Genomic DNA, 25971 nt, shown 5'->3' with positions numbered 1-25971 from the left:
TCAACATGAAAAAGTTAAAGTTTTTAAACCTGTTTTTAGTTTTCGGTTTACTGGTTTGCAGCGCTGTACCGGTTAAGGCGCAATGTGCCATGTGTACAGCCACTGTTGAAACCAATTCAAAAAGTGGAGCCGGTACAACCAATGGTTTAAACAGCGGTATCATGTATTTACTGGCTGCACCCTATCTTGCGGTTGCAGTTGTTGGGTACATCTGGTATAAAAAGTACCGCCGTAAAAACGTTACCCTTGATATGCGTAACGAGAAGCTTAACCTTAACTAAGCCTATTTCTTTTCATCTTTTTGCACCTTTTAAGGTGCAAAATTGTATTTAACGGATGATACAATCGCACACCCTTGAATTTTTAAAGGAACTGGTTGGTAATAATAACCGGGAATGGTTTCAGGTGAACAAGGATCGTTACGAGCAGTCGAGGGAGAATATGATCACCTTTACTGCCGACCTTATTGCCAAACTTCATAGAATCGACCCGAATGTAAGTGCCGATCTGGATGCCAAAAAGTGTGTGATGCGGATTTATCGGGATATCCGGTTCAGCAAAAACAAAATTCCTTATAAAAACAATTTCGGCGTGAGTTTGCCTACGATAGGGAGTAAACTTGGAGGAGTTGAGTATTACCTGCAAATTCAGCCGGGAAAATCATTTATCGCGGGCGGTTATTGGATGCCCGAAGCCGAGCACCTTAAAGCGATTCGCCAGGAAATAGATTATAATGCCGATGACCTTAAAAAGATCATCGATGCACCTCATTTTATTAAGTTGTTCGGCGATTTCCGCGAGCAGGACAGGCTGAAAACCATACCGCGGGATTACAGTGCCGGGAACGAAAATATCGACCTGCTAATATTAAAAAGTTTTATTGTATCGCATCCGTTAAAGGATAAAGAGATCATGAGTGCAAAAGCTGCGGACGAAATTGCTGAAGTTTGCAGGCAGCTCTATCCACTCACCGTGTTTCTGCGGAATGCAATTTCTTAATGCTATCTTTTATGAAAATAAAGTATCCATTGTTTGCTATTATTTTGATTGCCACATTGCAATCGTGCGTTATCATGTCGCCTAAAAAGTACAAAGGACTTATTGCACAGCGAGACTTCCTTGCCACCAGGTCGACCAGTTTGGAGGATGAAGTTGCTGTATTGCGTGCTGATACTGCAAAACTGCATCAACAAATTGCCCAGCTTAACGGCAATTATGGGGCGCTAACACAAAAGTATAACGCGCTGAATACTGATTACGATAAAAGTTCAACAAAGGCCAGCCAGTTGGCCGGCGATCTGGAAAAGCGCGAAGCAAGGTTAAAGGAAGTAGAAGACATACTGAAGAAACGTGACGCCGCTACTAACGCGCTGCGCGATAAACTGTCTAAGGCATTATTAGGTTTCCAGCAAAGCGGCCTGTCGGTTGATATCCGTAACGGGAAAGTTTATGTGTCGCTTACAGATAAGCTGCTGTTCCCGTCGGGCAGCATTGTGATAGACGATAAGGGCAAGCAGGCGCTAAAGCAGCTGGCCGTCGTGCTGAACAAAGAGCAGGATATTAACATTGCCGTTGAGGGGCATACCGACGATAAAAAGATCCGTAACCTTGGCCAGATTAAAGACAACTGGGATTTAAGTGTATTGCGTGCTACCTCTGTATCACGTTATTTAACCGAAACGGAAAATGTAGACCCGAAACGTGTAACTGCAACGGGTAAAGGTGAATTTCAACCGATAGACCCGGCCCAGACGCCCGAGGCGCTCGCCAAAAACCGCCGTATCGAAATTGTACTTACTCCTAAGCTGGATGAATTATACAACCTGATCAATAAATAAGACTTTCACACTCCATTTAGCGGTATTCAACAGTGTTAAAAGAAGGGTCGGGTTGGCCCTTTTTTTCGTTATAGGGGTTTTGCTTCGTAAGAGCCGATCTTTTCATTTAAATTGATAAATACAGGCTTGACCGCTTGCGCATAAACTTTATCGTATTCAAATTACTTTCTATCTTAGTAAAGTCTAATAAATCTATCTGCCACATGCCGCAGGAAACCAAGCATACTTATATTCAGATCCACCCGGCAGATAACGTATTGGTTGCGCTGAAGGATTTGGCTATAGGTTTTCTCATCAACTTCAATGGTGATGCGTTTTGCCTTACCACACCGGTTGCAGCCAAACATAAATTTACCGTTAGTTCGATGCAAAGCGGAAATCCCATTTTTATGTACGGCGTTTTGGTGGGCAAGGCAAGTGCTGCTATCGGTAAAGGCGAGGCCATTACGACAGAAAACATAAGGCATGCCGCAGACGGCTTTAAGCTTGGCAGCCGCAAAACAGATTGGACTATACCGCAAATTGCCGCTGCTTTTCAGAACAAAACATTTATGGGTTATCACCGCGCGGATGGCTCGGTAGGTACCGCCAACTACTGGCTGGTGATACCGCTGGTGTTTTGCGAGAACCGTAACATCAACGTGCTGAAGGATGCACTGTCTGCCAGATTGGGCTTTGCCAAACCGAAGGGTTATGAAACCGAGGTAGATAACCTGATAGCAATGTACCGGTCGGGCCAGTCTGCAGAGGATATATTACAGGCCGACCTTCAATCAGCACCCGATGGGCATGCGGTAAAAAAACTATTCGAAAACATCGACGGAATAAAATTTCTTAATCACGACATGGGTTGTGGTGGCACGCGTACCGATTCTGACGCGTTGTGCGGACTGCTTGCGGGTTACATTACACATCCTAACGTGGCCGGAGCCACAGTGTTAAGCCTGGGCTGCCAGCACGCCCAGGCCGGTATCTTGCAAGCCGAGATCACCAAGCGCGACCTTAACTTTAGCAAACCTTTGGTCATACTGGAGCAGCAAAAAATCGGGACCGAAAACAAATTGATGCATGAAGCATTAAAGCAGACTTTTGCCGGGTTAATTGAAATGAATAAGCAGCAACGCCGGCCGGCCCCGCTATCGAAACTTTGTATTGGTTTGGAGTGCGGCGGTTCCGACGGATTCTCCGGCATTTCAGCTAATCCGGCGCCGGGTTTTGTATCTGATATACTGGTAAGCCTGGGCGGAAGCGTGATCCTGGCGGAATTTCCGGAGCTTTGCGGGGTAGAGCAGGAACTGAGCGACCGCTGCGCTACAGAAACACAAGCGTTAAAGTTTATGGAACTAATGCGTACCTACAACGCCAGAGCGGAAGCAGACGGGTCGGGCTTTTACGCCAACCCATCGCCCGGCAACATCCGCGACGGATTAATAACCGATGCCATCAAATCTGCCGGGGCAGCTAAAAAGGGTGGCACATCGCCGGTAACTGCTGTTTTAGATTATCCGGAGAAAGTAACACAACCGGGGTTAAATTTACTGTGCACGCCCGGCAGCGATGTAGAAAGTACAACAGCAGAAGTAGCATCGGGCGCTAACGTGGTTTTGTTTACAACCGGCCTGGGCACGCCAACGGGTAATCCAATTGCACCGGTAATTAAGGTAGCTACCAACACGGCTGTTTTCACTAAGATGCCGGATATTATGGATATCAACTGCGGGACGATTATTGAAGGGCATGAAACGATAGAACAATCGGCCATACGCATGCTTGATTATGTGATTGAAGTTGCCAGCGGCACAAAGCAGCCAAAAGCGGTACTTTTAGGGCAAGACGACTTTATCCCCTGGAAAAGAGGGGTTTCATTATAATAAACATCTTTATGAAATTGATACGATACGGCGCTGCCGGCAAAGAGAAAACCGGTGTAATTATCGGTGATACTAAGTTTGATACATCAGCGTTTGGCGAAGATTATAACGAGCAATTTTTTGAAAGCGATGGCTTAACCCGCCTGCAGCAATTTTTAAAGGAGAACGAAGGTAAACTTAACCCGATAGCTGATAGCGAACGTTTGGGTAGCCCTGTTGCTCGCCCATCAAAGATTGTATGTATCGGTTTGAACTACCGCGATCATGCCGAAGAAATGGGGGCGCCTATACCACCCGAGCCGGTGATCTTCTTGAAATCGACCACGGCATTGGTTGGCCCCAATGATGATATCACCATTCCCAAAAACTCTGTTAAAACGGATTGGGAAGTAGAACTTGCAATAGTGATAGGCAAGAGAACATCCTATATTGAAGAAGCTGATGCTTTAAATTACGTGGCTGGTTACTGCCTGCATAACGATGTATCCGAGCGCGAGTTTCAGATAGAGCGAAACGGAACCTGGGATAAGGGTAAAGGCTGCGATACATTTGCACCGGTAGGGCCGTATCTGGCTACGCCTGACGAATTAGGCGATGTGCATAACCTGCGCCTGTGGCTTACCGTAAACGGTAAAACCATGCAGGACGGCAACACGGCTAACCTGATATTCAATATCCCTTTCCTGATTGCCTACACCAGTCAGTTCATGACGCTATTGCCGGGAGATATCATCTCTACCGGTACCCCCGCGGGTGTAGGGCTGGGTATGAAGCCACCTGTTTATTTAAACCCCGGCGATGTAGTAGAGTTAGGTATTGATGGATTGGGCTCGTCACGGCAGGTGTTAAAGGCCTATGCTAAAAATTGATAGCCATCAGCACTTTTGGCATTATCACCCGGTAAAGGATGCCTGGATCACCGATGATCTGCAGGTAATCCAACGGGATTTTATGCCGGCCGATGTTTGGCCATTAATGCAGCAAAATGATATCGCCGCTTGTGTAGCTATACAGGCGGATCAGTCCGAACGAGAAACTGACTTTTTAATAGCACTTGCGGAGCAGCACACTTTTATAAAGGGTGTTGTGGGCTGGGTTGATCTGCAGGCAGATAACGTTAAAGAACGTTTGGCCTGTTACAGCGAAATGCCCGTTGTTAAAGGTTTCCGGCATATTGTGCAGGGCGAAGCCGATCACCGGTTTATGCTCGGCAGGCAATTTATACATGGCATCTCTTTATTGAATCAATACAAATTTACTTATGATCTGCTTATTAAACCGCAACACTTAACATCTGCTGCGGAGTTGGTAGCCCGGTTCCCCGATCAGCGTTTTGTGGTTGACCATATTGCTAAGCCACAAATTAAAGATCAGCATATTAGCGGCTGGGACAAACAGATCCGGTCGCTGGCTACCCATCCAAACGTGTTTTGTAAGATCTCAGGGATGATCACAGAGGCAGACTGGAGTCATCATCAGCCAGAACATTTTGCGGCTTACCTTGATATTGTATTTAGTGCTTTTGGTGCAAGCCGGGTGATGTTTGGCTCCGACTGGCCGGTGTGCAACCTGGCCGGAGGTTATGATGCCGCGTTATTTGTTGCGGATCAGTATGTAAGCAAATTGAGTATTACAGAACAACAACAATTCTGGTCGCAAAATGCGATCAACTTTTATGGACTGCCGGTTGAGCGGGCATAAACGGCCACTCTTTATTAACCTTCGCTTTGACAAAATAGACGATTGTGCCGAGCACTATCGCGCTTAGGCCGCCTACTACCATATGGAAACCGGTAGAGATCAGGATGCCAAACCACATCAGTATAGCCAGATAAACCGGAATAGGGAACAGCAGCATTTTATAAGGAAACTTGGTATCGCTCTTTGCTTTACGCAGGATAAGCAGGCCCACCGCCTGCGATATAAACTGAATGAGGATCCGCATTGCCAGTATAGCGCTGATTACGTCACTCAATTTAAATAGTAAACTAAATACGAATGCTATTGCTCCTAAAAACAGCAGCGAAATATGCGGAAAATTGCCTGTAGGGTGTAAGCGCGCAAAGATCTTAAAGAAAGCACCGTCGGCAGCGGCGGCATAGGGGATGCGGCTGTACCCAAGTGTAGCAGAGAATACCGATGAAAAAGCGACCAATAAAATTAAGCAGGTAACAATTTTAGCAGCTGTACTGCCGGCAAGCTGTTGCATAAACTCACTTATCACAAACTGGCTATCCTTAGCTACGTGCCAGGGAATAACGCTTACAACGCTCACATTCATCAGCATGTAAAGGATGGCAATACCTACAATGGATAAGAACATGCTCCGCGGGATGTTGCGCGATGGATTGATGATCTCCCCGCCTAAATGGCATACGTTATAATAACCCAAATAGCTGTACACGCTTTTTACGCTTGCAAACCCGATAGCAGTTACAAACGCATAGTTTACGTTAATTCCATCGTTAATATGTTTAATAGGTTCCAGGAAGTTGCCGTGAAAAATGCCGCCACCAATTATCCAAAGCATGGTAGCCAAAACGCCCACCCACATAACGATGCTTATTTTGCCGATGGCTTCGATCTTACGATATAATAAAATAACGATGGCAATTACTACGCCTCCGCTCATTATTTTTGCCTCGATAGTACTTAACGGCAACAGGTATGAAAAATAAGATGCGAAACCTATAGCAGCTGATGCAATCACCAAAGGTGCCTGTATCATGGTTTGCCAAACAAACAAAAAGCTCATGAGCCGTCCCGGACCGGTTTTGCCATAGGTTTCTTTAAGGAAATTGTACGAACCACCTGCCATTGGGAAAGCTGCACCCAACTCGCTCCAAACCATCGCGTCAATAAGGGAAAGTACGGCACCTGCCAGCCAGGCATATAAAAAGTAAGGGCCGTTCATCATACCGATAACCATAGGCAGGGTAATGAACGGGCCAATGCCAACCATATCGGTCATGTTTATTGCGGTGGCATGTGCAAGGCCAAGTCGTCGTACCAGAGAAGTTTCAGCCATGCAGCGGAGTTATAACTGTTAATTAAACAGTATTACAAAAATAAGTTTTAATGGCAATTGCCAAAATTTGTTGGGTCAGGCTTTTGTAACAGTTTATTTGTAGCGCTTTACGATGATGTAATTTTTGTATTCGCCAATTCGCCAGCCTGTCCAGTCTTCTATCTTTTGCAGCACCTTGCGCCTCAGGTCCATATTTTTCTGAAGGCTTTTATCGCCAAAGTCAATGTTCCAGTTAGTCGCAGCTATGCGCTTTTGCATAACCGCAGGATGTGTACCGGTAAACTTAACCAGCTTGTCGGCGTTGCCGTAATCAAACTCATAAGTATCGGGTATATGTTGCTGCACCCACTGCTCGTCATGGTAATAGCGATTAAAATTCCTGATCTTATTGTTAAGGCCTTTTAGTGGCTTAGCCCAACCGTAATGGTAAATATAGGCGTCTATGAGTTTCACCCTCATCTTGCGATCATTAAGCCGGAAACCCTGCGCATCGCGATAGGCGTGTACACCCTTAATGTTTTTTAGAAGTCTGATTTCCCGCCGGTACCATCTGCGCGACTGTCCAAAATAGTCATAAGAGCCGTAAAAGTGCATGTATTTGAACAGCAGGCCTTCAATAGACGGATCGATGAGCGTTTCTTCCATCTCTTTTTTGATAGTGGTATGATAACGCTCATGTACCAATTCATCGCCCTGGATGTAAAATGCCCAGTCAGCATCTGGTGAGATGGCCACAAAAGCCTTATCGGTTTCTACAGCGAAAACCCGGCCGCCATCCTTAATCGATTCATCCCAAACAGAGTCAATGATCCTGATCTTGGGCGATTCGATAGCGGCTATCAATTGCCGGGTACCATCGTCTGAATTACCCACCACTACTACAAATTCATCGCAAAGCGGAAGTATAGATGTGATAGACTGTACTACCGGGTAATCGTTCTTAACAGCGTTCCTGATAAATGTAAACCCGGCTACTTTCATGCCTGCAATATAAAAAGAATTGCGTTTTTATTAGCCGGATACACTGCAGGGCTCAACCACGATCGTACAATAAAGTCCACTTACGCATTTTTTTTACCGGGATATCGGCCATTTGTTCGCGCGTTAACCGCCAGGTCCAGTTTTCACCTTCGCCTGCCGGAGTGTTCATGCGGGCCGTTTCATCAAGATCAAGCCAATCTTGCGCCGGAACAATGGCCGTTTTACATACAGATGCAAACGCGGCTTTAATGAGCACCTTGTTAATGTTTTTGCTGCTCACGTCAACACCGGTGTAAACCTTCAGGTTATGTTTTTCCGTTTTACCTGCATCTTCATTGTACCAGCCCAGTGTTGTATTGTTATCATGCGTGCCGGTATAAACAAAATAATTTTTGCCGTGATGGTGCGGTGCGTAGGCAGATTGCGGCAAATCATCGCCAAAGGCAAATTGCAGCACTTTCATTCCCGGTAGTTTAAAATCGTCCCGAAGTTTATAAACGTCTTCGTCGATATCACCCAAATCCTCGGCCACGAAGGGAAGCTTTCCAAATTCTTTTACCAGCGCGTTGAAAAAATCGTTGCCGGGTCCGGTAACCCACTTACCGTTTACGGCAGTTAGTTCGCTGGCGGGTATTTCCCAATAGGCAGCAAATGCTCGGAAATGATCTAAACGAAGCAGGTCATACCACTCCAGATTTTTACGGATACGCTTTAGCCACCAATCATATCCACTTGCTTTTAATGTACCCCATTTAAATACAGGCATCCCCCAGCGCTGGCCGTCGGCATTAAAATAATCGGGCGGTACACCACAAACGCTTTCCGGCTCCAGGTGTTCGTCAAGGCTAAATAGTTGCGGGTTTGCCCAAACGTCTACCGAATCATAACTGATGTAAAAAGGCAAATCGCCAAACAGGCGTATGTTTAATTGGTTGCAATAAGTTTTGAAAGAACGCCATTGACTAGCAAAAAGATACTGCAGCCATTTGGCCTTTTGAATCTCATCCGAATGTTTCACCGAAAAAGCGTCAAGTGCCTGTTGATCCCTGAACTTTAACTCCCGCGGCCATTCGGCCCATGGTGTGTTATCATGTTTTTGTTTGATAACTGCGTACAGCGCGTAATCATCAAGCCAGAAAGCCTGCGCTGCACAAAACTCATCAAAGGGTGCCCGGAGGATATTATCTGTCCGGCCCTTAAAATTATTCCAGGCGGTGTTCAGCAAGTGGGTTTTGATTTTCTCAACATCCTTAAAATTTACCCGGTTACTATCGGTTATAAAAGCGCTTTCAAGTTCATCTGCTGTTAACAGCCCTTCATCTGCCAATAGCTCAGGGCTTATCAGCAGCACGTTGCCAGCATGACTGGAATTGGAGCTGTACGGCGAATGCCCGTCGGCTGCGGATGTTACATTTAGCGGCAATATCTGCCAGTATTGCTGGCTGCCTTTATGTAACAGATCGGCAAAGGCCCTGGCCTGCGGGCCCAGATCGCCAATACCAAAATTTGACGGTAATGAAGTGATGTGCATCAACACGCCCGAACTGCGGGTGCTTTTTGGGTGCGCTAATTTTAATACGGCATAAGGCAGTTGTTGCAGTGCATCGGTAAGTAATAAGGATTTTTGATGTTTGCCGGTTTCGCCGGTAAGCATGTTTTCCCATTCTGCGGGAGCATGGCCGGGCAGCGGGATCCGGTTATTGAGCCAATCGATAGCCGGCAAACCGTCATAATATGACGCGACGTTCAAAGGGATGATCACTACTATCCAGGTGCCCTTGTATATACGCGCAAAGGCCATTACCCGGGCTTTAAAATCTCCTTTAACAGGTAAGGGTAAATAATCGCCTTTTGCAAAAAGGTTGGGATGTTTTTTGCGCAGCAACAAAAGGCGCTGTACTGTCCATGCCTTAATTTGTCCGTTAAACCTGTCGTTCCATAATTGTTGGATACTGTGATCTGACGATAGTAAGCTGTCGCGCAGTTGATAGTCAACAGCGCGGCGGTTATCAGGATCAACCAGGCTCAGGTCCCAAAGTTCGGTACCCTGGTAAACATCTGGCACGCCGGGGCAAGTTAGTTTTAACGTTACCTGCGCCAGGGAATTTACTATCCCTAAATCGCTTATTTTTTGATGAAAAGCCGTGAATTCGCTCCAAAAAGGCCTTGTTTTATCCTGCAATTTTGCTGCAAAACTCTTTACGCCGTTTTCATAGGCTTCATTAGGTTCGGCCCAGTTAGAGTGCCGTTTCGCTTCGCGAAGCACTTTTTCCATGTACTCATCCAGTCGGGCTGCAAAGTCGTCATCCTCCTGCCCGGGCATTGGATAGGCGCCGGTAAGGGTTTGGTAGATAAAATATTCATCGTTTGCGTCAGGCGCGTGATCATGTTTAACACCGTTATTTAATGCCTGCCATTTGCGCACAGTTGCTATCCATTCGTCGGGGATACAACTTAATACATTCAGCCTTGCACGCACACCTTCGCCTCGCTTGGTATCGTGGGTTGCTGTAGCATTTAGCGCCAGCGGCCATTTTTGCTGGCGTAGCTGCATGGCCTGGTGGAATTCATCTACCGACAAGCCGAATGCATCCGGCGAATCGCCAACTTCGTTATGGTCGATAAAGCGGTTATACGTGTACATTAACGTATCCTCCACACCCTTGGCCATTAATGGGCCGGTAAACTGCATGCACCGCTGATAAAATTTTAAAGCACGTTCGTTATAAGCTAAATCCTCCATCGCCGGTTTTTCAATTAATACCCCCGCAAGGGTTTTAATCGCTTCTGAAAGGTCGGGGCGGCGTTTGGTTATGCTATTGAAAATCGTTTCCAATCCTGCAACCTCTTCATTATTTAGAGGGAATGAATTGCCATAAAAACGATAAACAGGGAATTCAATTAAAAAAGCGCCGATAGCTTCTTTCAGCAGGTCGTTGTCGACAGGAACATCAGCCAGGTCCAAATTATTAAACAGCCGGGTAAGGTTATCCAGTTCACCGCCCATGTGCTCCGAAAGGATAAGTGATTTTTTGCTGTGTACCTGCCGCTGTACCGGTTTTTCCTTGCCTGTAAGCTCACTATAAAATTCTGTAAAAGCTTTTTCGCTTTGGCGGTTAGTAAATAAGTTATTCACGATCGATAGGAAGTAATAACCGGTGCTACCCTGTATTGGCCATAGCGGCGGCAGTTCTTCGTTGGCTTCTAATATTTTTTCAACTACGATGTAGGCGTCTGGCCCGGCCATTGCCCGCAGCCGCTGCAGATATTGGGCAGGGTCATAAAGTCCGTCAATGTGATCGATACGCAAGCCCTGAAAGGTGCCATCTTTTACTAGGTCACCAATTAGCTGGTGTACATGCTCAAATACTTCCTCCCGCTGAATGTTAAGGCAAATAAGGCCGTTAACTGTAAAAAAACGGCGGTAATTGATCTGCTGGTCGGTTTCCTTCCAGCTACAGAGCCGGTAATATTGGCATTGTAATACCTTCAATAGCAGGGAAGTGTCGCCGTTTATTTTATCCTGATCAGCTTCCCATAATGCAGCTACATCCGTAATATTTTCCGGTGATCCGTTGGCTTTAAGTGTTTCAAAAAGCATTGAATAGCCGGAGGTGTTCACCGGCCAAATCTGATCGGCGTATGCAAATACCAATTTACCATTGCGAAAGTCTAGTTTTAAGTCGCCGGACGCAATCACCGTTTCTATGTCATCACCTAAAAAAGGCACCATAATAGGTCCTTCAAAAAGGCTGTTATCGGCAAGGCTTTGATCAAAATAGTTTTTATAATCCGAATCCGGGCCTTTCTCCAGCAAATCCATCAGCCATAAATTATCCTGATGAAAAGCCATATGGTTTGGAACAATATCCTGCAGCCAGGCAATTTTATTGGCTTTAAGCTTTTGGCTGATCTTTTTTAATTGATCAACCGTGCCGATTTCCGGGTTGATGGTCAGCGGATCAACATTATCATAACCGTGGTTGCTGCCCGGTACCGCTTTGAATATAGGCGAAGCGTACAGGGTTTTGATTCCCAGTTCAACCAGGTAGGGGATGATCTGCTCGAGATGGCCGAACGTAAAATCTTTATGGAACTGGATACGATAGGTAGATACCGGGTTAAACATGGCTAATATATAATTGTAAAGATTCGGGTTGAATAACGGAGGGCTGAGCATCCCGTTGCCCGGACCCATTTTCGCTGTACTGCACGTCGGATGAATTGAACAAAAGCTTAACATCCCCAGCGTCTGCAGGCATAGTTATCATCCGGGCCTCTTTCGAAAAATTCATGAAAGCGTAAACATGTTGCGACCCTGCCCAGCGGTGTAATTGCAGGGTTTGTTGGTCTGCATCAAATGTTACGGATAATTGATTGCGATTGAGTGTGTGTAAGGCTGGCAATTGTTTCCGCAGGCCGATCAGTGCCTTATAGTAATTGCGCATAATTTTGTGGTTGCCGGCGTTTACGGTATCCCAATTGAGTTTTGATTGCTCAAAAGTTGTTACAGCCTGTGGATCTGGGGCTTCGCCGTCGGCATAGAAAGAGGCGAATTCTGCTTTGCGGCCTTTGCGTACGGCATCTATCAGCTCCGGATCGCTATGGCTGACAAAGTATAGGAAAGGATTTTCTTCGGCATACTCCTCGCCCATAAAAAGCATTGGCAAGTATGGCGCAACCATTACGGCACCGGCCATTAATTTTTGCATTTCGAAACTGAACAAAGTACTGCTGCGCTCACCCAGCATCCGGTTGCCCACATGGTCATGATTTTGTGAAAACACCACAAACTGATCGCCCGGGTTGTCGGTTTTGGTGCCAAATGTTTTTTGTCGTTCTTCAGAATATTGCCCGTCGTAAACGTAAGCATCCTGGTAAGATTTGGCCAGATGGGCAATGCCGCTAAAATCGCTGTAATAGCCAAGCGGCTTTTCGCCTGCTGTTACCCGCAGCGCGTGGTGAAATTCGTCTATCCATTGCGCATCCATCCCAAAACCATGACGGGCAACAGGGTTGATGAATTTACTGTCATTAAGGTCAAACTCAATAATGAGGTAATGCTTGCGACCGGTTTGGGCCATCAATTCATCTACCGCTTCTTTAATTTCCTGCAGGATGTGCTTAGGGCCTAAATCCTTAAGGGCATGTACTGCATCTAACCGTAGGGCATCGATGTGAAAATCTCGGAACCACATCAGCACGTTTTGCTTAAAATAGTTGCGCACCTCATCGCATTGAGCATCATCAAAATTGATGGCGTTGCCCCAGGGCGTATGATATTTTTCGGTAAAATAAGGCCCGAACTCGTTAAAGTAATTCCCTTCGGGGCCAATATGATTATACACTACATCTAAAATTACCGCAAGGCCTACGTTATGGCAGGCATCAACCAGTTGCATTAGCTCTGTAGCACCCCCGTAGGAATTTTGTACTGCGTATGGAAAAACCCCGTCATACCCCCAGTTACGTTCGCCGGGGAACTGTGCTACCGGCATAATCTCTATTGCCGTAATGCCAAGGTCTTTAAGGTAGGCCAATTTACCGGCAACTGATGCAAATGTGCCTTGCGGGGTAAAAGTGCCGGTGTGCAGTTCATACATCAGATAGTCGGCCAGTGGCGGATTTTGCCAGGCATGGTCGGTCCACGCCATTGATTTTACATCAACCGCTTGCGATGGGCCGTGCACCCCCTGTGGTTGCGAAAGTGAAGCCGGGTCGGGCAGTTCTTTGTTTCCATTCAGCACAAACCGGTAAAGCTGCCCGGGAAGTATTTTGTCAGTTACTAACCCGAAGTATCCGCGCTCATTTTTTTCTAACGGTAACGTTAGATTTTGTTCGGGCAATAGAACAGACACCGTTTCGGTGTTTGGCGCCCAGATGTGAACACGGGCTTTACCATCTTCTATAAAGCTGATACCCGGTTGTATATGCAAGTTGTTGTTGGCCATGTTATGTAAGCGGATGATGAAGTAATACAATCGAGCGGCCATCTACCATAATGCTTTCCTGTTTGCTTAGCGGCTGCTCAGTTACCTCGTCGTTACTGGTATCCAGCACAATACGCCAGCTGTCGCTATAGATCTTTTCCGGTAGATGGTATTCCAATGGCTCATGGTGCGCGTTAAAAATCACATAAAACGTGTCATCGTAGATCTGCTCGCCCTGCGGGCCGACCGCATGCAAGCCGCGGCCATTTAAAAATACACCGAGCGACCGGGCAAAATCGTGGTTCCAGTTCTCTTCCTCCATTTCGGTGCCTTCCGGTAAAAACCAGGCGATATCTTCCAACCCCTTTGCTTTAACCGGCTGCCCCTGAAACCAGCGCCGCCGTCTGAAAATGGGGTGCTCCTTGCGTATTTTGATCAGCTTACGGGTATAAGCTAAAAGTTCATCATCTCGGCCTGCCCAGTTAAGCCATGATATTTCATTGTCCTGGCAATAGGCATTATTGTTTCCTCCTTGTGTGCGGCCAAACTCATCGCCGGCAACCAGCATCGGCACACCCTGCGATAGAAAAAGTGTGGCCAGCAGGTTGCGTTTTTGTTTATCGCGCAGCTTAATTATATCCGGATCATCTGTCGGGCCTTCTTCTCCGCAATTCCAGGATCGGTTATGGCTTTCGCCATCGTTGTTGTCTTCCCCATTGGCCTCGTTATGCTTTTGATTGTACGATACCAGGTCGTTAAGCGTAAACCCGTCATGCGCGGTAATAAAATTTATGCTTGCCGTAGGCTTGCGGTAATCGTCCTGGTAAAGATCCGGGCTGCCGGTAAAACGCTGTCCAAATTCGCCCAGCATACTATCGGCGCCTATCCAGTAATCGCGGATGCAATCCCGGTACTTGCCATTCCACTCGGCCCATCCCGACGGGAATTTACCTACCTGGTAACCGCCTTCGCCAACATCCCAGGGTTCGGCTATCAGCTTAACCTGAGATATGGTAGGGTCCTGATGAATGATATCAAAAAACGCACTTAGCCGGTTTACCTCGTGCAGCTCGCGTGCCAGGGTTGATGCCAGATCGAACCGGAAACCATCTACGTGCATCTCCAGGATCCAGTACCGTAAGCTATCCATAATGTACCGCAGCACGTTTGGTAGCATGGCATTCAACGTATTTCCGGTACCGGTATAATCGTTATAATAACGCGGGTTTTCGTCAACCAAACGGTAGTAAGACGCGTTATCGATTCCCTTGAGTGATAAAGTTGGGCCAAGGTAATTGCCCTCGCCGGTGTGGTTGTAAACCACATCAAGTATTACCTCTATACCTGCTTTATGCAGGTTTTTAACCATTTGTTTAAATTCCTGCACCTGTTTACCTGCATTAACCTTGCCTGCATACCGTATATCAGGAGCAAAAAACGCAATGGTGTTATAGCCCCAGTAGTTGGTAAGGCCTTTTTCTATCAAATGCCTGTCGGCAACAAACTGGTGTACCGGCATCAACTCCAATGCCGTAACGCCCAGGTCTAACAAATATTCAATAGTTACCGGGTGGCCCAATGCTTCATATGTACCCCTGATCTCGTCCGGGATGTCCGGGTGTTGCTGGGTAAAGCCTTTTACATGCGCTTCATATATGACTGATTGGTGATAGGGCGTTCGAGGCGGCTGGTCATCCTCCCAGGCAAAGTGTGGGTCAATAACCACACACTTAGGTACAAAGGGCGCACTGTCACTGCTGCTAAAGCTCAAGTCTTTATCTTCATGGCCCAGTTCATAGCCAAACAACGAATCATGCCAGTCTATAACACCATTAATAGCTTTGGCATAAGGGTCTATTAGTAACTTGTTGGGATTAAATCGGTGGCCGTTCTCCGGCTCGTAAGGCCCGTAAACACGGTAGCCATATAATTGGCCCGGTGCCATTCCCGGAATGTAGCAGTGCCAGATCTGATGCGTGCGTTCATGAAGAACAATTTTCTCTTCATTTTCCTGCTCGTCAAAAAGGCAAAGTTCAACGCCTGTGGCATTATCTGCAAAAAGGGCAAAGTTAACGCCCTTGTTGTCCCACGAAGCACCCAGGGGATAAGGTTTACCCGGATAAATGTTCTTTATCATACTCCAATAAAACAGCGGTATAATTAATTGTTTTAATTTTTGGAACGATGTTTCTTATTTAGATAATATTTTACCCAATAGTGCAATTTCAATTTAGACTAACAAATATTTAAAAGCGTTGTTGCATAGGTAATTTTAATAGCAGCTACTAAATGGAAAAACATATCTATCAAACAGGACTTATAGGCAACTGCGCTTTTTTGGCCCATATCAATAAAAACACCAATGTAGAATGGATGTGCTGGCCCAGGTTTGATAGCCCCTTTGTTTTTGGAGGTATGCTGGATAAAAATAAAGGCGGCGAGTTTTCTATCCTGCCAAAGGGCGATTACACTACCAAACAGTATTATTTAGAGAACACCAACGTACTGCGTACCGAAATTACAACCGATGGTGGTAAATACCGTGTAACTGATTTCGCCCCGAGGTTTTACCAGAACGGCCGTTACTTTAAACCGCTGATATTTATCCGCAAGATAGAGGCGCTTGAGGGCACCCCGCGCATCAGGGTAAAGTGCAACCCCGTTTGCGATTACGGCCGCTCCAGGCAAGATGTTTTACAGGGCAGCGACTCGATAGAGTATAGTGGCTGCGGCGAGAAAATGACCCTTACATCAAACATCCCGCTTACTTACCTGATAGATGAGGAATATTTTTCATTGAACGAGACCAAGTACCTGTTGCTTAATTACGGTGCCGAGCTGAACAGCTCGCTCACCAGCACTTGTGAAGAATACCTGCGCGAAACAGTCAACTACTGGCGCATTTGGATAAAGCATTCATCTATAGCTACATTTTACCAGCAATACGTGGTGCGGTCGGCATTGGTTTTAAAGATCCATCAGTATGAGGATACCGGCGCTTTTATTGCCGCAAGTACCAGCAGCCTGCCCGAATTTCCGGGTAGTGAGCGTAACTGGGACTACCGTTACTGCTGGCTGCGCGATACGTATTACGTACTCACCTCGCTTAACCACATAGGCCATTTTGAAGAGATGGAGCGTTACTTTAATTATGTAACCGATATCTCCTTTTCTGACGGGGACAGTTTCAGGTACCAGCCTTTATATGGTATAACCGGTAAAAAAGACCTTACCGAAATGATCATGGAACACCTGGACGGCTATATGGGTAATAAGCCGGTGCGTATTGGTAACCAGGCGTCAGAACATATCCAGAACGATATTTACGGGCAGGTGCTTATATCGCTGTTGCCACTTTATACTGATCATCGCTTTGTTTTTAGCGAACGTAAGGATTCTGATAAATGGATAAAATCTTTGCTGAGTAAAATAGAACGGACTATTGATGAAAAGGATGCAGGCATTTGGGAATTTCGGAACATTGCGCATATACACTGCTACAGCAACCTGTTTCAATGGGCGGGCTGCTGCGCTGCCGAAAAAATAGCGCTAACCATTGGTAACCAGGAATTGGTGACCAGGGCGCAGGAATTGAAAGCCCGCGCTGCCGAACATATTGAAAGCTGTTACGACGCCGAGCGAAAGGTTTACACGCATGCTGCCGGCAGCCCGCACCTGGATGCCAGTACGCTACAGCTTATTATGATGAATTACATCGACCCGGCATCACAAAAAGCTAAAGATCATTTGATAGCTTTGGAAGGTGAACTGAAAACCGAAGGCGGATTGTTTTACAGGTACATTCATACCGACGACTTTGGTAAGCCTAAAACAACTTTCCTGATCTGTGCATTTTGGTATGTAGAAGCGCTGGCTTGTGTAGGCCGTATGGACGATGCTATCCGCGAGTTTGAAAAGCTGATGAAATATTGTAACCATCTAATGCTTTTCAGCGAGGATGTGGATGAGGAATCGGGCAGCCAATGGGGCAATTTCCCGCAGGCATACAGCCACGTAGGGCTGATGAACGCCGCCTACCGCATAGCCATGAAGCTGGATAAACCCATATTTTTATAACAGGGTATGAACGCGCAAATTAATTCGTGGTCAAAAAATATGGCGCCCTGGGTGTGGAACCTGGTGGTGATTGCCTTTGTACTGCTGATAGGTTTGCTGGTTAAAGGCCTGATAACCCTGCTGCTTAATTACTATAAAAATAAAAAGGCCGAAGATTATTCTTTTTTCCGGTCGCTGGTAACGCATTTAAGCGGGCCTTTAAATCACTTTGTGCCTTTACTGATCCTGATCATAGCAATGCCTTATCTAACGCTTAAGGATGTGCTTGAGGGTACCCTACGCAATTGGATAGGCATAATGCTGTTAATATCGTTTGCCAACCTGTTGATGAACGCCATTAAGATATTGGAAGATTATGTTTATCACCGGTACGATTTCAATAAAGAGGATAATTTAAAAGAACGGAAGATCCGCACCCAATTGCAATTTATTCGAAGGGTGGCCTCGGTATTGATCATCCTTATCACAGTATCGCTTATCCTGTTAAGTTTTGATAACGTGCGTAAGCTGGGTGCAGGGTTATTAACGGGGGTGGGTATCGGCGGTATCATTGTGGGTTTTGCTGCGCAAAAATCGCTGGGCAATTTGCTTGCCGGATTCCAGATAGCATTTACACAGCCTATCCGGATAGATGATGTGCTGGTGGTTGAAGGTGAGTGGGGCAGGGTAGAAGACATTAACCTTACTTATGTTGTGCTCAATATTTGGGACCAGCGCCGGCTAATATTGCCCATTAACTATTTCATTGAAAAGCCATTTCAAAACTGGACCCGCACTACATCTGAAATATTGGGCACCGTTTTTTTATATGTCGATTACAATGTGCCCGCCGAAGCTTTGCGCGAAGAGCTCACCAGGCTTTTGGAGGGATCTAAACTTTGGGATAAACGGGTAGGCATTTTACAGGTGACAGATGTAAAAGAACGCACGGTAGAATTGCGTTGCCTCGTAAGCGCCCGCAACTCATCGCAGGCGTTTGACCTGCGCTGTTATATCCGCGAAAACCTTATCAAATTTTTAGCTGATAATTATCCGGACAGCCTGCCTAAAAACAGGCATGCTTTTGACCATATGCCGCCCGGCGCCATTGCCGGAATGAAGGATGCTAAAATGGATTTTTAATGTACGATTAAACGTATGGTTCTAACTTATCGGCAATCAAGTGCACCAATTGTTTATCCAGGTTACCCGGGTTTTGGCATACCGAAAGGTTTTCATGCGGGTCGGGGTTAAAGCTAACTACAAGTTCATGATCTTTAAATACTTCAAATTTGCATTTTTCACCGTCATGGTGCAGGTATTCTTTTACTTCAAATTCCAGCTCTTCTTTTCCTTTTTTGATCCTGATATCAAATCTTTCCATTCTTGGCGCCCATTGGTTGTCTATAAAACCGATAGTTGCGGTTATTGTTGTAAAAACTTAGCCGGATGCTGTATTTTTATCCAGTCAACATCTAACCAGTAGCAGCATGTTTAGTTTAAAAGGGAAAATAGCGGTAATAACCGGCGGGGGCAGCGGTATTGGCCGTGCAGCATCCATCTTATTTGCCGGGCAAGGTGCAACTGTATGTATTATAGACTTTGATGATAAGGGCGGGCACGCCGTAGTGAATGAAATTACGGCAGCCGGCCAAAGCGCCGAATATTTTAATTGCGATGTAGCGCAACAAGCAGGGGTAGCAGAAGTGGCGGGCAGGATAGCAGCCAAATATGGTAAGATTGATATACTCATCAACAACGCCGGGATAGCCCACATTGGCAAGGCTGATAATACCAGCGAAGAGGATTTTGACCGCGTGCTTTCTGTTAATGTAAAGGGTGTTTACAATTGCCTGCATGCCGTATTGCCGATAATGAAGCAAACCGGCGGTGTGATATGTAACCTTGCGTCGATAGCATCCTCGGTTGGACTGGCTGACAGATTTGCCTACTCTACATCAAAGGGCGCTGTTGTAGGTATGACGTTATCTGTAGCCAAGGACTACCTGGCAGATGGCATTCGCTGTAACTGTATATCACCGGCAAGGGTACATACACCATTTGTCGATGGCTTTCTGGCTAAAACCTACCCCGGCCGTCAGGAGGATATGTTTGATAAGCTTTCGAAAACGCAGCCCATAGGCCGTATGGGTAACCCGGATGAGATAGCAGCCCTTATGCTTTACCTCTGCTCTGACGAGGCTGGCTTTATAACAGGTTGCGACTACCCGATAGACGGCGGTTTCATCAAGCTGAATACCTGATCAGCTACCAGCGTTAACTTGTTTGGTAAAGCCGTATCGGCAAAAGTAAGATCAACATGATACTAAAGATTTCACAGTTACATTACCTTAAATTCCCTCGATAGTTTGCCGGAGCGGCTTAACGGCTTGTAGTGTTGAACAGCATCTGCGTAAAATTGCTGCGGTTAGGCAGCTGCAGATAAGGGTATTTTACCGAGCTTAAATACAGCCCTTGCGGGTAAGCCGGTTTAATTGTCCAGGGCAAAAGCGGATTGGCAAGATGTGCCTCAAACTCATCTAAAGAAAGCTTGCCTGTACCAATATCTATCAACTTGCCGGTAATTATCCGCACCATTTTGCCCAGGAACCGGTTGGCTGATATATGGAAGCGTAGTTTATCAACGGCATCGTCTGCAACAATGGTGGCACTGCTAATGTTGCAGATAGTGTGTTGCTGGCGATTGGGCATCGTACAAAAACCATGGTAGTCATCGTACTTTAACAACAGGTTGGCAGCCTGCTGCATTAGCCCTGTATCCCACGATGTTACGGCATACATCGAACTAAAACCACCCAAGAATGGATCTTTATAGGTATGGATAAAATAGTCGTACCCTCGTTCGGTAGCATCGAACCTTGCGTGGGCATCATCGGCCACTTCTACAATGTCAAACACGGCAATATCATCAGGCAGGATATTGTTAAGCCTGAACAACAGGTCATAATCCCGGGGTTGGGTAATATCCACATGAAAGAAAAATTGGCTGGCGTGCACCTGCGCATCTGTGCGGCCGCATCCTACAATGTATACCGGCTTTTTAAAAAGCTTGCTTAAAGCTTGTTCCAGTACTTGCTGTACACTTAACCCGTCGGGGTGTTTTTGCCAGCCGCTGTATTGGGTGCCCAGGTAACCGATATGAAAAAAGCAGCGCAAAGCTATTCGGATTTCTCGGCAGGTTTTGTATTGGCTTTAAGCATTACCCTGCCTTTTTTGGTTAAGGTGCAGGCCGGCGAGCGATCGTTCTCGGCCCCCTTGGCAATATCGATCAGGTTGTAAGCCTTAAGGCTTTGCAAGTCGGCTTTGCTGATGTTGATGGCCATACCTTTTTCTGCAATTACTTTGATGGCGGCCACTACCTCTTCGTGTTTCATACTGTACGTTTATGCTGCAAAGGTAATGCAAAAGCCCCAATCTTATAAATGGGCCTGTTTGCAACTGGTTGTGCAGATTAGCTGAGTGCCTGATTGTATATACACCATCATTTAGCGGTTAGCAAGTAATTGCCGATATGTATATGCAGGTAGCTAATATTTTGCTTTAATGCCTATCAGACTGCATACAACTAATTGTAACGATCAGAAGCCGGTCATGTGCGTATTTCTTTGATGGATCTCTTCCTCGGTACGGGGCAGAAACGTTTTACGGACGTTATTTAATGCGGTGGCTTGTACCTCTTCGATAAAGGGACGCAGGCTGTTATTATATTCTTTAAAAGCATTTTCAAAGTTACCGTTGTGCTTAACCAAAGCGTCTGCTAAGGCGGCAGCACCGGCTATAGATAATGAGGCGCCCATACCAGCCGCCGGAGAAGCACAATATGCTGCATCGCCCACCAATGCTATCCGTCCTTTACTCCATGACTGCATTTTGATCTGGCAAAACTTATCAAAGTAAAAGTTATCGGCTTTTTCTATTTCAGCCAGCAATTCGTCGGTACGCCAGCCGCCGCCGGTGAAATTTTTCAGAATGAGCTGTCGTTGCTGTTCTACATCCCGGTAATGATACGGAATCTCTTCTTCAGCTACGAAGCAAAAAATAATGTCTGTTTTACCATTATAAGCGTTAAGCATTACTGCTTTGCCCGGCGAGTTATAACCTTGCATGGTGCTAGTTGGAATAAGCAATTTGTTAACAATGGTAATAGAAAAGTACGCTTCCAGAAAGTGAGCGTATTCCGCTTCCTCGCCAAACCACAACTTACGGACACCAGAGTGCATACCGTCGCAGCCCAGCACCAGATGAAAGGATTGCTGAGGGGCGTTCTTGAAAGTCACAGTTATGTCCGTATCTGTTTCTACAAAGGCAGTTATGCGGTCGTTAAAGATAAAGTCTACCCTGTTTTTGAGGTCGGCCAGCATGATCTCCATAAATTCGGGGCGCTCAATTTCAATATCTTCATGGCTTTCGGGCACAACGATAGAGGCCTCGGTTACATCATCCGCATTTTTAAACTCCATCAGTTGCACCTGTAATGTTTTGGAGCGTAAAGCATGGTATAAGCCCATGCGTTTTACTATAGCTGTAGTATCATCACGAATATCTACCGCAGCACCGGCAGTACGCGGGGCGGCAGCCAATTCAACAACGGTTACCTTATATCCCAAATGATCCATCCACCAGGCGGTAGCCAATCCGGCGATGCTTGCTCCAGAAATCAAAATATTTTTCATGCCACAAAGAAACTGCAGGCAGCGGTAGGGCAAAAGGGAAATACGCTGCAAGTATAGGACTAATCGCGGTTTTTGCTACGAAATGCCAGTGCGGTTAAACCGGTTAGCTTGTTAAAAATTCGTGAAAAATAAGGGTAATCATCATAACCCAACGCAAATGCAATCTCTTTTACCGATTTATCAGAATGGTACAAAAGGCGCTTAGCTTCTAATACTACCCGCTGTTGAATATGGTGTGATACTGAAAACCCAGTAGCCCCTTTTACGCATTCGTTAAGGTAAGCAACCGTAACGTTTAGCCACTTCGCATAATCTGCCGGGCGTTTTGCAGTGGGGTAACTTTGCTCTAATAACTTTCGGAATTCTTTGGTTACCACCTCATAACGGGACGCTCTATCCGGACCCTTTTTGGTAGCCAGGTATTGCGATATTACCAGACCGATAAACGTATTGCAACTTTCTTTAAGCGTATGCTGGTACAGCGGGGCGTGTTTGCGTTCAGTAAGTTTAAGGCAAAGGCTGATAGTTTCCTTTAAAAGTAAATATGCATCTTCATTCAAAGGCAGTGGTGCAGCGGGTGTTAATCCTTCCAGCATCTCCAGGTATTCGGCATGCAGGTTTTCATTTGTAATGGATAAGCTGCTGATCTGTACATCGTCCCTGGCAGAAGGCTTGTGTACCTGGTCGGGGTGCAGATATAATACCGCCGGCGATTGAATGAGAAACTTCTGGAAGTCGATTTCAATAGCTACCTCGCCGGTTTCCAACAGAAAAAAAGAATGGCTATCGTGCCGGTGTGACTGGTGCGCATCCTCCAGCATTATTTCGCCCAGGTCGCGTACTGCAAAACGCTCAACTGAAATGCCGCCAGCATTATCAATCATGCTGTTTACGGGTATGCTATCCTTTTTCTTCACCAACCAAAGATAAATTAAAATTGCAGCAGCGATAGTTGCTACTTTCTTAGGTGCCATTATTGTCATTGGTCAAGCAACCATCGACAACAGCGCTGCCTATATTGAAAGCCGGCTAAAGCTTTGAAGAATATAAAACACTAATCATTAAGCTGCTGCACAGGCGCATCGTGCAACTGATTACATTATGCAAGTGACTTATGAAACTGCATAGTTTAGAAGGCCTTCGGGAATTTGAATTAATTCAATATGATTTTTTATATAAATAAAAGTAACGCGAATCTAATGATACACGTTATCTATAAAAGCTTTAAAATAGATATTAACTTTTAATACATTGTGGCACCAATTAATGCAGGAGCTAATAACACGCAATCCAATAATTTAAAGTCCTTATCAGTATATTTCATCATATTCAGTAATGATGTTATTGACTGATCATATCGGCTTTGCCTCACCTGATATATTTTTTCTGATTTTGGATCGCGTTTAGCGTTACCATCTTCCCAACCACTTGGAAATCCGCATCCTTCATTGTGAGAAATAATGAATGGTAATATATATGTCTTGTTTAAATTATCATTCATTTGACTAATTAACATTCCATAAGAATTAATTTGATCAAAAGCATTTATTATAGCAGTAGCAATGAACAAAGGGGTGCTTTTAGTGACACTCACATCCTTAAACTGCCGGTTTTTATCAAGGGTAAACCTTATAAAAACACATCCTTCCCAACATGCATTTTTCAATGAATCCTTGTTCGGCGTATAAAATCTGGTGACAGCCCAGGAAATATCGACGACCGATTTGATCTTCGGCAAAGAATCGTTTTGTGTCTGAGCTTTACAAAGTAGCGATGTCAATATTACAAAACATATAAGAATTGTGATTTTCATTTATTTCTAGTTTATATATTCATTTATTTAACGACTACATTCACTACATGCTGTGTAGTCCTCTGCAATTGCATCAGATTTGTCCTCCGCAAAAGAACTACAACGCAAATAGCTACAATCTACTTTATGATATTTATTCAAAGTCCTTTTAGTATAAACAGTCGCCTCTTTCTTAACAGCTTTTCTTGAGTGCTTAGGCCTTAGCTTATCAGCATATGCAGAAATAGGATTTGACTACACGCTTGTAACGGTTTTATCCATATCCTAATGTCTTTGTAAACAATATACAAAAGTGGAAGTTGTAAATACTAAAGGGATGTTGAAGATGAATAAATCTTATCAGTCGGTAGTGGATTTTGTTAGAAAAATTAAGCTTATTTATCTGGTTCTCGTTATTCTTCTCTTATCAGTCATCGTAATTCGATTAGCACTTCCTGGTATAGTAAAGAATTATGTCAACAAGAGATTAAATGAGCTTCCTGGTTATACTGGGCATGTTGACGATATTGATATACATTTGTTAAGAGGTGCTTACGTGATTAAAAACATGGTTCTGAAAAAGAAAACAGATCCAACAAAATATCCCTTTCTTCAAATTAAACAAGCAGATTTGTCCATCGAATGGAATGCTCTTTTTAAAGGGAGGTTAGTTGGTGAAGTTATTCTTGATGAGCCAATTATTAATATCCTAATTACTGAATCTATTGCAAAAGAACCATCGAAAGATAGTTGGACTAAGACAGTGAAGGCACTAATGCCAATGACCGTTAACAAACTTGTAGTTAATAACGGAAGATTTGATTACCGCGACCTTAACACACAACCTCATACCGATTTACATATTGGGCAAATGCACCTAACGGCTCTTAATTTAGCAAACGTGCAAAAAACGGCCGATCCTTTACCCTCACAAGTACACTTTACAGGAATTTCTATTGGTAACGGTAAGATGAAAGCGGATATGAAAATTAATGTAATTAAAGATATACCTGATTTCGACTTGGGAATAAAGTTAACAGATGCCAATCTGCTAAGTTTAAATGGTTTTTTTGAAGCAAATGCGAAGATGGATGTAGAACGTGGAAGCATTGACATTTTTAGTAACCTAACACTGAAAGATGGACAAATGAAAGGTTATGTCAAGCCGTTCATTAAAAACTTAAAGGTTCTCAATGTCAAAAAGGATATAAAGAAAAAGCAAGGTGTTCTTAGAGTGATTAAAAAAGCTGTTGTCGGCTTGTTTGCTAAAGCAGTTACTAACCCGAAAACTAAAAAAATAGCAACCGTGATTCCTATAAAAGGGAATGTTAAAGACCTGAAAACAAATGGTTGGGCGACCTTTGTAGGTATCCTGAAAAACGCATTTGTTCATGCATTCCGTGAAAGTCTAACAAATGAGATTAAGTTTCAACAGCCAGCTTAATAATAGAAAGCATTGTAAGATGGTGGCAATGAACTGAGTTAATATTGAATTAACTCAACATCGATAAGTTAAGTATTGTACCAACAATCCTATTCAATCATCAACTTTGGGACACTTGATAAAAAGGGTGTTAATAAACCTATTTTTTGAAAAGGTGTAACAGTTTGGGATGGACAATTAAGTTAGATATTTCAAATACAATCGGGTTTGACCATAGAAGGATCGCATCTTTAAGACATAGAATAAGCAGAAATCGTAAAAAATACGTCAACAAAAAGAAAGCCTGTCACGAACTAACGTAACAGGCTGATCTTAAGAGTAGCGGGGAGCAGGATCG

The 25971-nt window shown here is 44.9% G+C and carries 21 protein-coding genes; 10 read left to right on the top strand and 11 right to left on the bottom strand.

All coding sequences use genetic code 11. The annotated features are described in order from the left end of the window. Nucleotides 1–5 precede the first annotated feature (5 nt). The 6 genes from ACE5CV_RS05770 to ACE5CV_RS05745 all read left to right on the top strand — a co-directional run bounded on the left by ACE5CV_RS05770 (nucleotide 6) and on the right by ACE5CV_RS05745 (nucleotide 5410). Nucleotides 6–281 (top strand): hypothetical protein, encoded by a 276-nt coding sequence (locus ACE5CV_RS05770; RefSeq protein ID WP_374949216.1) that lies wholly within the window; start codon nucleotides 6–8, stop codon nucleotides 279–281. 55 nt (nucleotides 282–336) lie between these two features. Further along, on the top strand, nucleotides 337–999 hold the full coding sequence (locus ACE5CV_RS05765; protein WP_374949215.1) for a DUF2461 domain-containing protein: 663 nt from the start codon (nucleotides 337–339) through the stop codon (nucleotides 997–999). An 11-nt stretch (nucleotides 1000–1010) separates the two neighbouring features. Beyond that, nucleotides 1011–1838, top strand: a complete 828-nt coding sequence (locus ACE5CV_RS05760) for an OmpA family protein (protein ID WP_374949214.1) — start codon at nucleotides 1011–1013, stop codon at nucleotides 1836–1838. A 203-nt stretch (nucleotides 1839–2041) separates the two neighbouring features. Continuing rightward, nucleotides 2042–3709, top strand: coding sequence for a UxaA family hydrolase (locus ACE5CV_RS05755; RefSeq protein WP_374949213.1), 1668 nt, complete (start codon nucleotides 2042–2044; stop codon nucleotides 3707–3709). Nucleotides 3710–3720: 11 nt separating this feature from the next. Continuing rightward, nucleotides 3721–4578, top strand: a complete 858-nt coding sequence (locus ACE5CV_RS05750) for a fumarylacetoacetate hydrolase family protein (protein WP_374949212.1) — start codon at nucleotides 3721–3723, stop codon at nucleotides 4576–4578. Beyond that, nucleotides 4565–5410 (top strand): amidohydrolase family protein, encoded by an 846-nt coding sequence (locus ACE5CV_RS05745; RefSeq protein ID WP_374949211.1) that lies wholly within the window; start codon nucleotides 4565–4567, stop codon nucleotides 5408–5410. Before ACE5CV_RS05750 ends, ACE5CV_RS05745 begins: the two co-directional genes overlap by 14 nt. Here the strand turns inward: ACE5CV_RS05745 and ACE5CV_RS05740 are convergent. The 5 genes from ACE5CV_RS05740 to glgX all read right to left on the bottom strand — a co-directional run bounded on the left by ACE5CV_RS05740 (nucleotide 5376) and on the right by glgX (nucleotide 15785). After that, entirely contained in the window at nucleotides 5376–6737 is a 1362-nt protein-coding gene (locus ACE5CV_RS05740; RefSeq protein WP_374949210.1) for an APC family permease, read from the bottom strand. The two genes, ACE5CV_RS05745 and ACE5CV_RS05740, sit on opposite strands and share 35 nt — an antisense overlap. Before the next feature lie 93 nt (nucleotides 6738–6830). Then, the gene (locus tag ACE5CV_RS05735) at nucleotides 6831–7718 is read right to left on the bottom strand and encodes a glycosyltransferase family 2 protein (protein WP_374949209.1); all 888 of its coding nucleotides are present in this window, start codon (nucleotides 7716–7718) and stop codon (nucleotides 6831–6833) included. Nucleotides 7719–7770: 52 nt separating this feature from the next. Then, the gene (gene treY, locus ACE5CV_RS05730; RefSeq protein ID WP_374949208.1) at nucleotides 7771–11847 is read right to left on the bottom strand and encodes a malto-oligosyltrehalose synthase; all 4077 of its coding nucleotides are present in this window, start codon (nucleotides 11845–11847) and stop codon (nucleotides 7771–7773) included. Further along, nucleotides 11840–13669: a malto-oligosyltrehalose trehalohydrolase gene (gene treZ / locus ACE5CV_RS05725; RefSeq protein WP_374949207.1), complete on the bottom strand. Its 1830-nt coding sequence runs from the start codon at nucleotides 13667–13669 to the stop codon at nucleotides 11840–11842. The genes treY and treZ overlap by 8 nt, the downstream gene beginning before the upstream one ends. A gap of 1 nt (nucleotide 13670) precedes the next feature. Then, nucleotides 13671–15785, bottom strand: a complete 2115-nt coding sequence (gene glgX, locus ACE5CV_RS05720; RefSeq protein WP_374949206.1) for a glycogen debranching protein GlgX — start codon at nucleotides 15783–15785, stop codon at nucleotides 13671–13673. Between the two features lie 152 nt (nucleotides 15786–15937). Between glgX and ACE5CV_RS05715 the strand changes: the two genes are divergently transcribed. Both ACE5CV_RS05715 and ACE5CV_RS05710 read left to right on the top strand, forming a co-directional pair. After that, a complete protein-coding gene (locus tag ACE5CV_RS05715; RefSeq protein ID WP_374949205.1) occupies nucleotides 15938–17725 on the top strand; it encodes a glycoside hydrolase family 15 protein in 1788 nt (595 codons plus the stop codon). A 6-nt stretch (nucleotides 17726–17731) separates the two neighbouring features. Continuing rightward, nucleotides 17732–18847 (top strand): mechanosensitive ion channel family protein, encoded by a 1116-nt coding sequence (locus tag ACE5CV_RS05710; RefSeq protein ID WP_374949204.1) that lies wholly within the window; start codon nucleotides 17732–17734, stop codon nucleotides 18845–18847. A gap of 7 nt (nucleotides 18848–18854) precedes the next feature. Here ACE5CV_RS05710 and ACE5CV_RS05705 read toward each other — a convergent pair whose 3' ends face one another. Beyond that, entirely contained in the window at nucleotides 18855–19088 is a 234-nt protein-coding gene (locus tag ACE5CV_RS05705; RefSeq protein WP_374949203.1) for a hypothetical protein, read from the bottom strand. 106 nt (nucleotides 19089–19194) lie between these two features. Between ACE5CV_RS05705 and ACE5CV_RS05700 the strand changes: the two genes are divergently transcribed. Beyond that, complete coding sequence (locus ACE5CV_RS05700; RefSeq protein WP_374949202.1) at nucleotides 19195–19968, top strand: SDR family NAD(P)-dependent oxidoreductase; 774 nt, start codon at nucleotides 19195–19197, stop codon at nucleotides 19966–19968. Between the two features lie 118 nt (nucleotides 19969–20086). On the opposite strand, the gene ACE5CV_RS05695 is transcribed toward ACE5CV_RS05700, so the two are convergent. The 5 genes from ACE5CV_RS05695 to ACE5CV_RS05675 all read right to left on the bottom strand — a co-directional run bounded on the left by ACE5CV_RS05695 (nucleotide 20087) and on the right by ACE5CV_RS05675 (nucleotide 24211). Beyond that, complete coding sequence (locus tag ACE5CV_RS05695; RefSeq protein ID WP_374949201.1) at nucleotides 20087–20881, bottom strand: tRNA pseudouridine synthase A; 795 nt, start codon at nucleotides 20879–20881, stop codon at nucleotides 20087–20089. A 2-nt stretch (nucleotides 20882–20883) separates the two neighbouring features. Further along, nucleotides 20884–21099 (bottom strand): hypothetical protein, encoded by a 216-nt coding sequence (locus ACE5CV_RS05690; protein WP_374949200.1) that lies wholly within the window; start codon nucleotides 21097–21099, stop codon nucleotides 20884–20886. Between the two features lie 204 nt (nucleotides 21100–21303). Beyond that, nucleotides 21304–22398 (bottom strand): FAD-dependent monooxygenase, encoded by a 1095-nt coding sequence (locus tag ACE5CV_RS05685; protein ID WP_374949199.1) that lies wholly within the window; start codon nucleotides 22396–22398, stop codon nucleotides 21304–21306. Between the two features lie 59 nt (nucleotides 22399–22457). After that, on the bottom strand, nucleotides 22458–23372 hold the full coding sequence (locus ACE5CV_RS05680) for a helix-turn-helix transcriptional regulator (RefSeq protein ID WP_374949198.1): 915 nt from the start codon (nucleotides 23370–23372) through the stop codon (nucleotides 22458–22460). Nucleotides 23373–23641: 269 nt separating this feature from the next. Beyond that, a complete protein-coding gene (locus ACE5CV_RS05675) occupies nucleotides 23642–24211 on the bottom strand; it encodes a hypothetical protein (RefSeq protein ID WP_374949197.1) in 570 nt (189 codons plus the stop codon). 292 nt (nucleotides 24212–24503) lie between these two features. On the opposite strand from ACE5CV_RS05675, the gene ACE5CV_RS05670 reads away from it, so the two are divergent. Beyond that, on the top strand, nucleotides 24504–25634 hold the full coding sequence (locus ACE5CV_RS05670) for a DUF748 domain-containing protein (RefSeq protein WP_374949196.1): 1131 nt from the start codon (nucleotides 24504–24506) through the stop codon (nucleotides 25632–25634). Nucleotides 25635–25971: the final 337 nt, after the last annotated feature.

Source organism: Mucilaginibacter sp. (genome assembly GCF_964263795.1).
Taxonomy (GTDB): domain Bacteria; phylum Bacteroidota; class Bacteroidia; order Sphingobacteriales; family Sphingobacteriaceae; genus Mucilaginibacter.
This window is presented reverse-complemented; position numbering and strand designations above follow the sequence as displayed.

Excerpts from the sequence above, each read along its gene's own strand:
- ACE5CV_RS05770 (WP_374949216.1), top strand. The coding sequence starts at position 6 with ATGAAAAAGTTAAAGTTTTTAAACCTGTTTTTAGTTTTCGGTTTACTG.
- ACE5CV_RS05765 (WP_374949215.1), top strand. The coding sequence starts at position 337 with ATGATACAATCGCACACCCTTGAATTTTTAAAGGAACTGGTTGGTAAT.
- ACE5CV_RS05760 (WP_374949214.1), top strand. The coding sequence starts at position 1,011 with ATGAAAATAAAGTATCCATTGTTTGCTATTATTTTGATTGCCACATTG.
- ACE5CV_RS05755 (WP_374949213.1), top strand. The coding sequence starts at position 2,042 with ATGCCGCAGGAAACCAAGCATACTTATATTCAGATCCACCCGGCAGAT.
- ACE5CV_RS05750 (WP_374949212.1), top strand. The coding sequence starts at position 3,721 with ATGAAATTGATACGATACGGCGCTGCCGGCAAAGAGAAAACCGGTGTA.
- ACE5CV_RS05745 (WP_374949211.1), top strand. The coding sequence starts at position 4,565 with ATGCTAAAAATTGATAGCCATCAGCACTTTTGGCATTATCACCCGGTA.
- ACE5CV_RS05740 (WP_374949210.1), bottom strand. The coding sequence starts at position 6,737 with ATGGCTGAAACTTCTCTGGTACGACGACTTGGCCTTGCACATGCCACC.
- ACE5CV_RS05735 (WP_374949209.1), bottom strand. The coding sequence starts at position 7,718 with ATGAAAGTAGCCGGGTTTACATTTATCAGGAACGCTGTTAAGAACGAT.
- treY (WP_374949208.1), bottom strand. The coding sequence starts at position 11,847 with ATGTTTAACCCGGTATCTACCTATCGTATCCAGTTCCATAAAGATTTT.
- treZ (WP_374949207.1), bottom strand. The coding sequence starts at position 13,669 with ATGGCCAACAACAACTTGCATATACAACCGGGTATCAGCTTTATAGAA.
- glgX (WP_374949206.1), bottom strand. The coding sequence starts at position 15,785 with ATGATAAAGAACATTTATCCGGGTAAACCTTATCCCCTGGGTGCTTCG.
- ACE5CV_RS05715 (WP_374949205.1), top strand. The coding sequence starts at position 15,938 with ATGGAAAAACATATCTATCAAACAGGACTTATAGGCAACTGCGCTTTT.
- ACE5CV_RS05710 (WP_374949204.1), top strand. The coding sequence starts at position 17,732 with ATGAACGCGCAAATTAATTCGTGGTCAAAAAATATGGCGCCCTGGGTG.
- ACE5CV_RS05705 (WP_374949203.1), bottom strand. The coding sequence starts at position 19,088 with ATGGAAAGATTTGATATCAGGATCAAAAAAGGAAAAGAAGAGCTGGAA.
- ACE5CV_RS05700 (WP_374949202.1), top strand. The coding sequence starts at position 19,195 with ATGTTTAGTTTAAAAGGGAAAATAGCGGTAATAACCGGCGGGGGCAGC.
- ACE5CV_RS05690 (WP_374949200.1), bottom strand. The coding sequence starts at position 21,099 with ATGAAACACGAAGAGGTAGTGGCCGCCATCAAAGTAATTGCAGAAAAA.
- ACE5CV_RS05685 (WP_374949199.1), bottom strand. The coding sequence starts at position 22,398 with ATGAAAAATATTTTGATTTCTGGAGCAAGCATCGCCGGATTGGCTACC.
- ACE5CV_RS05680 (WP_374949198.1), bottom strand. The coding sequence starts at position 23,372 with ATGGCACCTAAGAAAGTAGCAACTATCGCTGCTGCAATTTTAATTTAT.
- ACE5CV_RS05675 (WP_374949197.1), bottom strand. The coding sequence starts at position 24,211 with ATGAAAATCACAATTCTTATATGTTTTGTAATATTGACATCGCTACTT.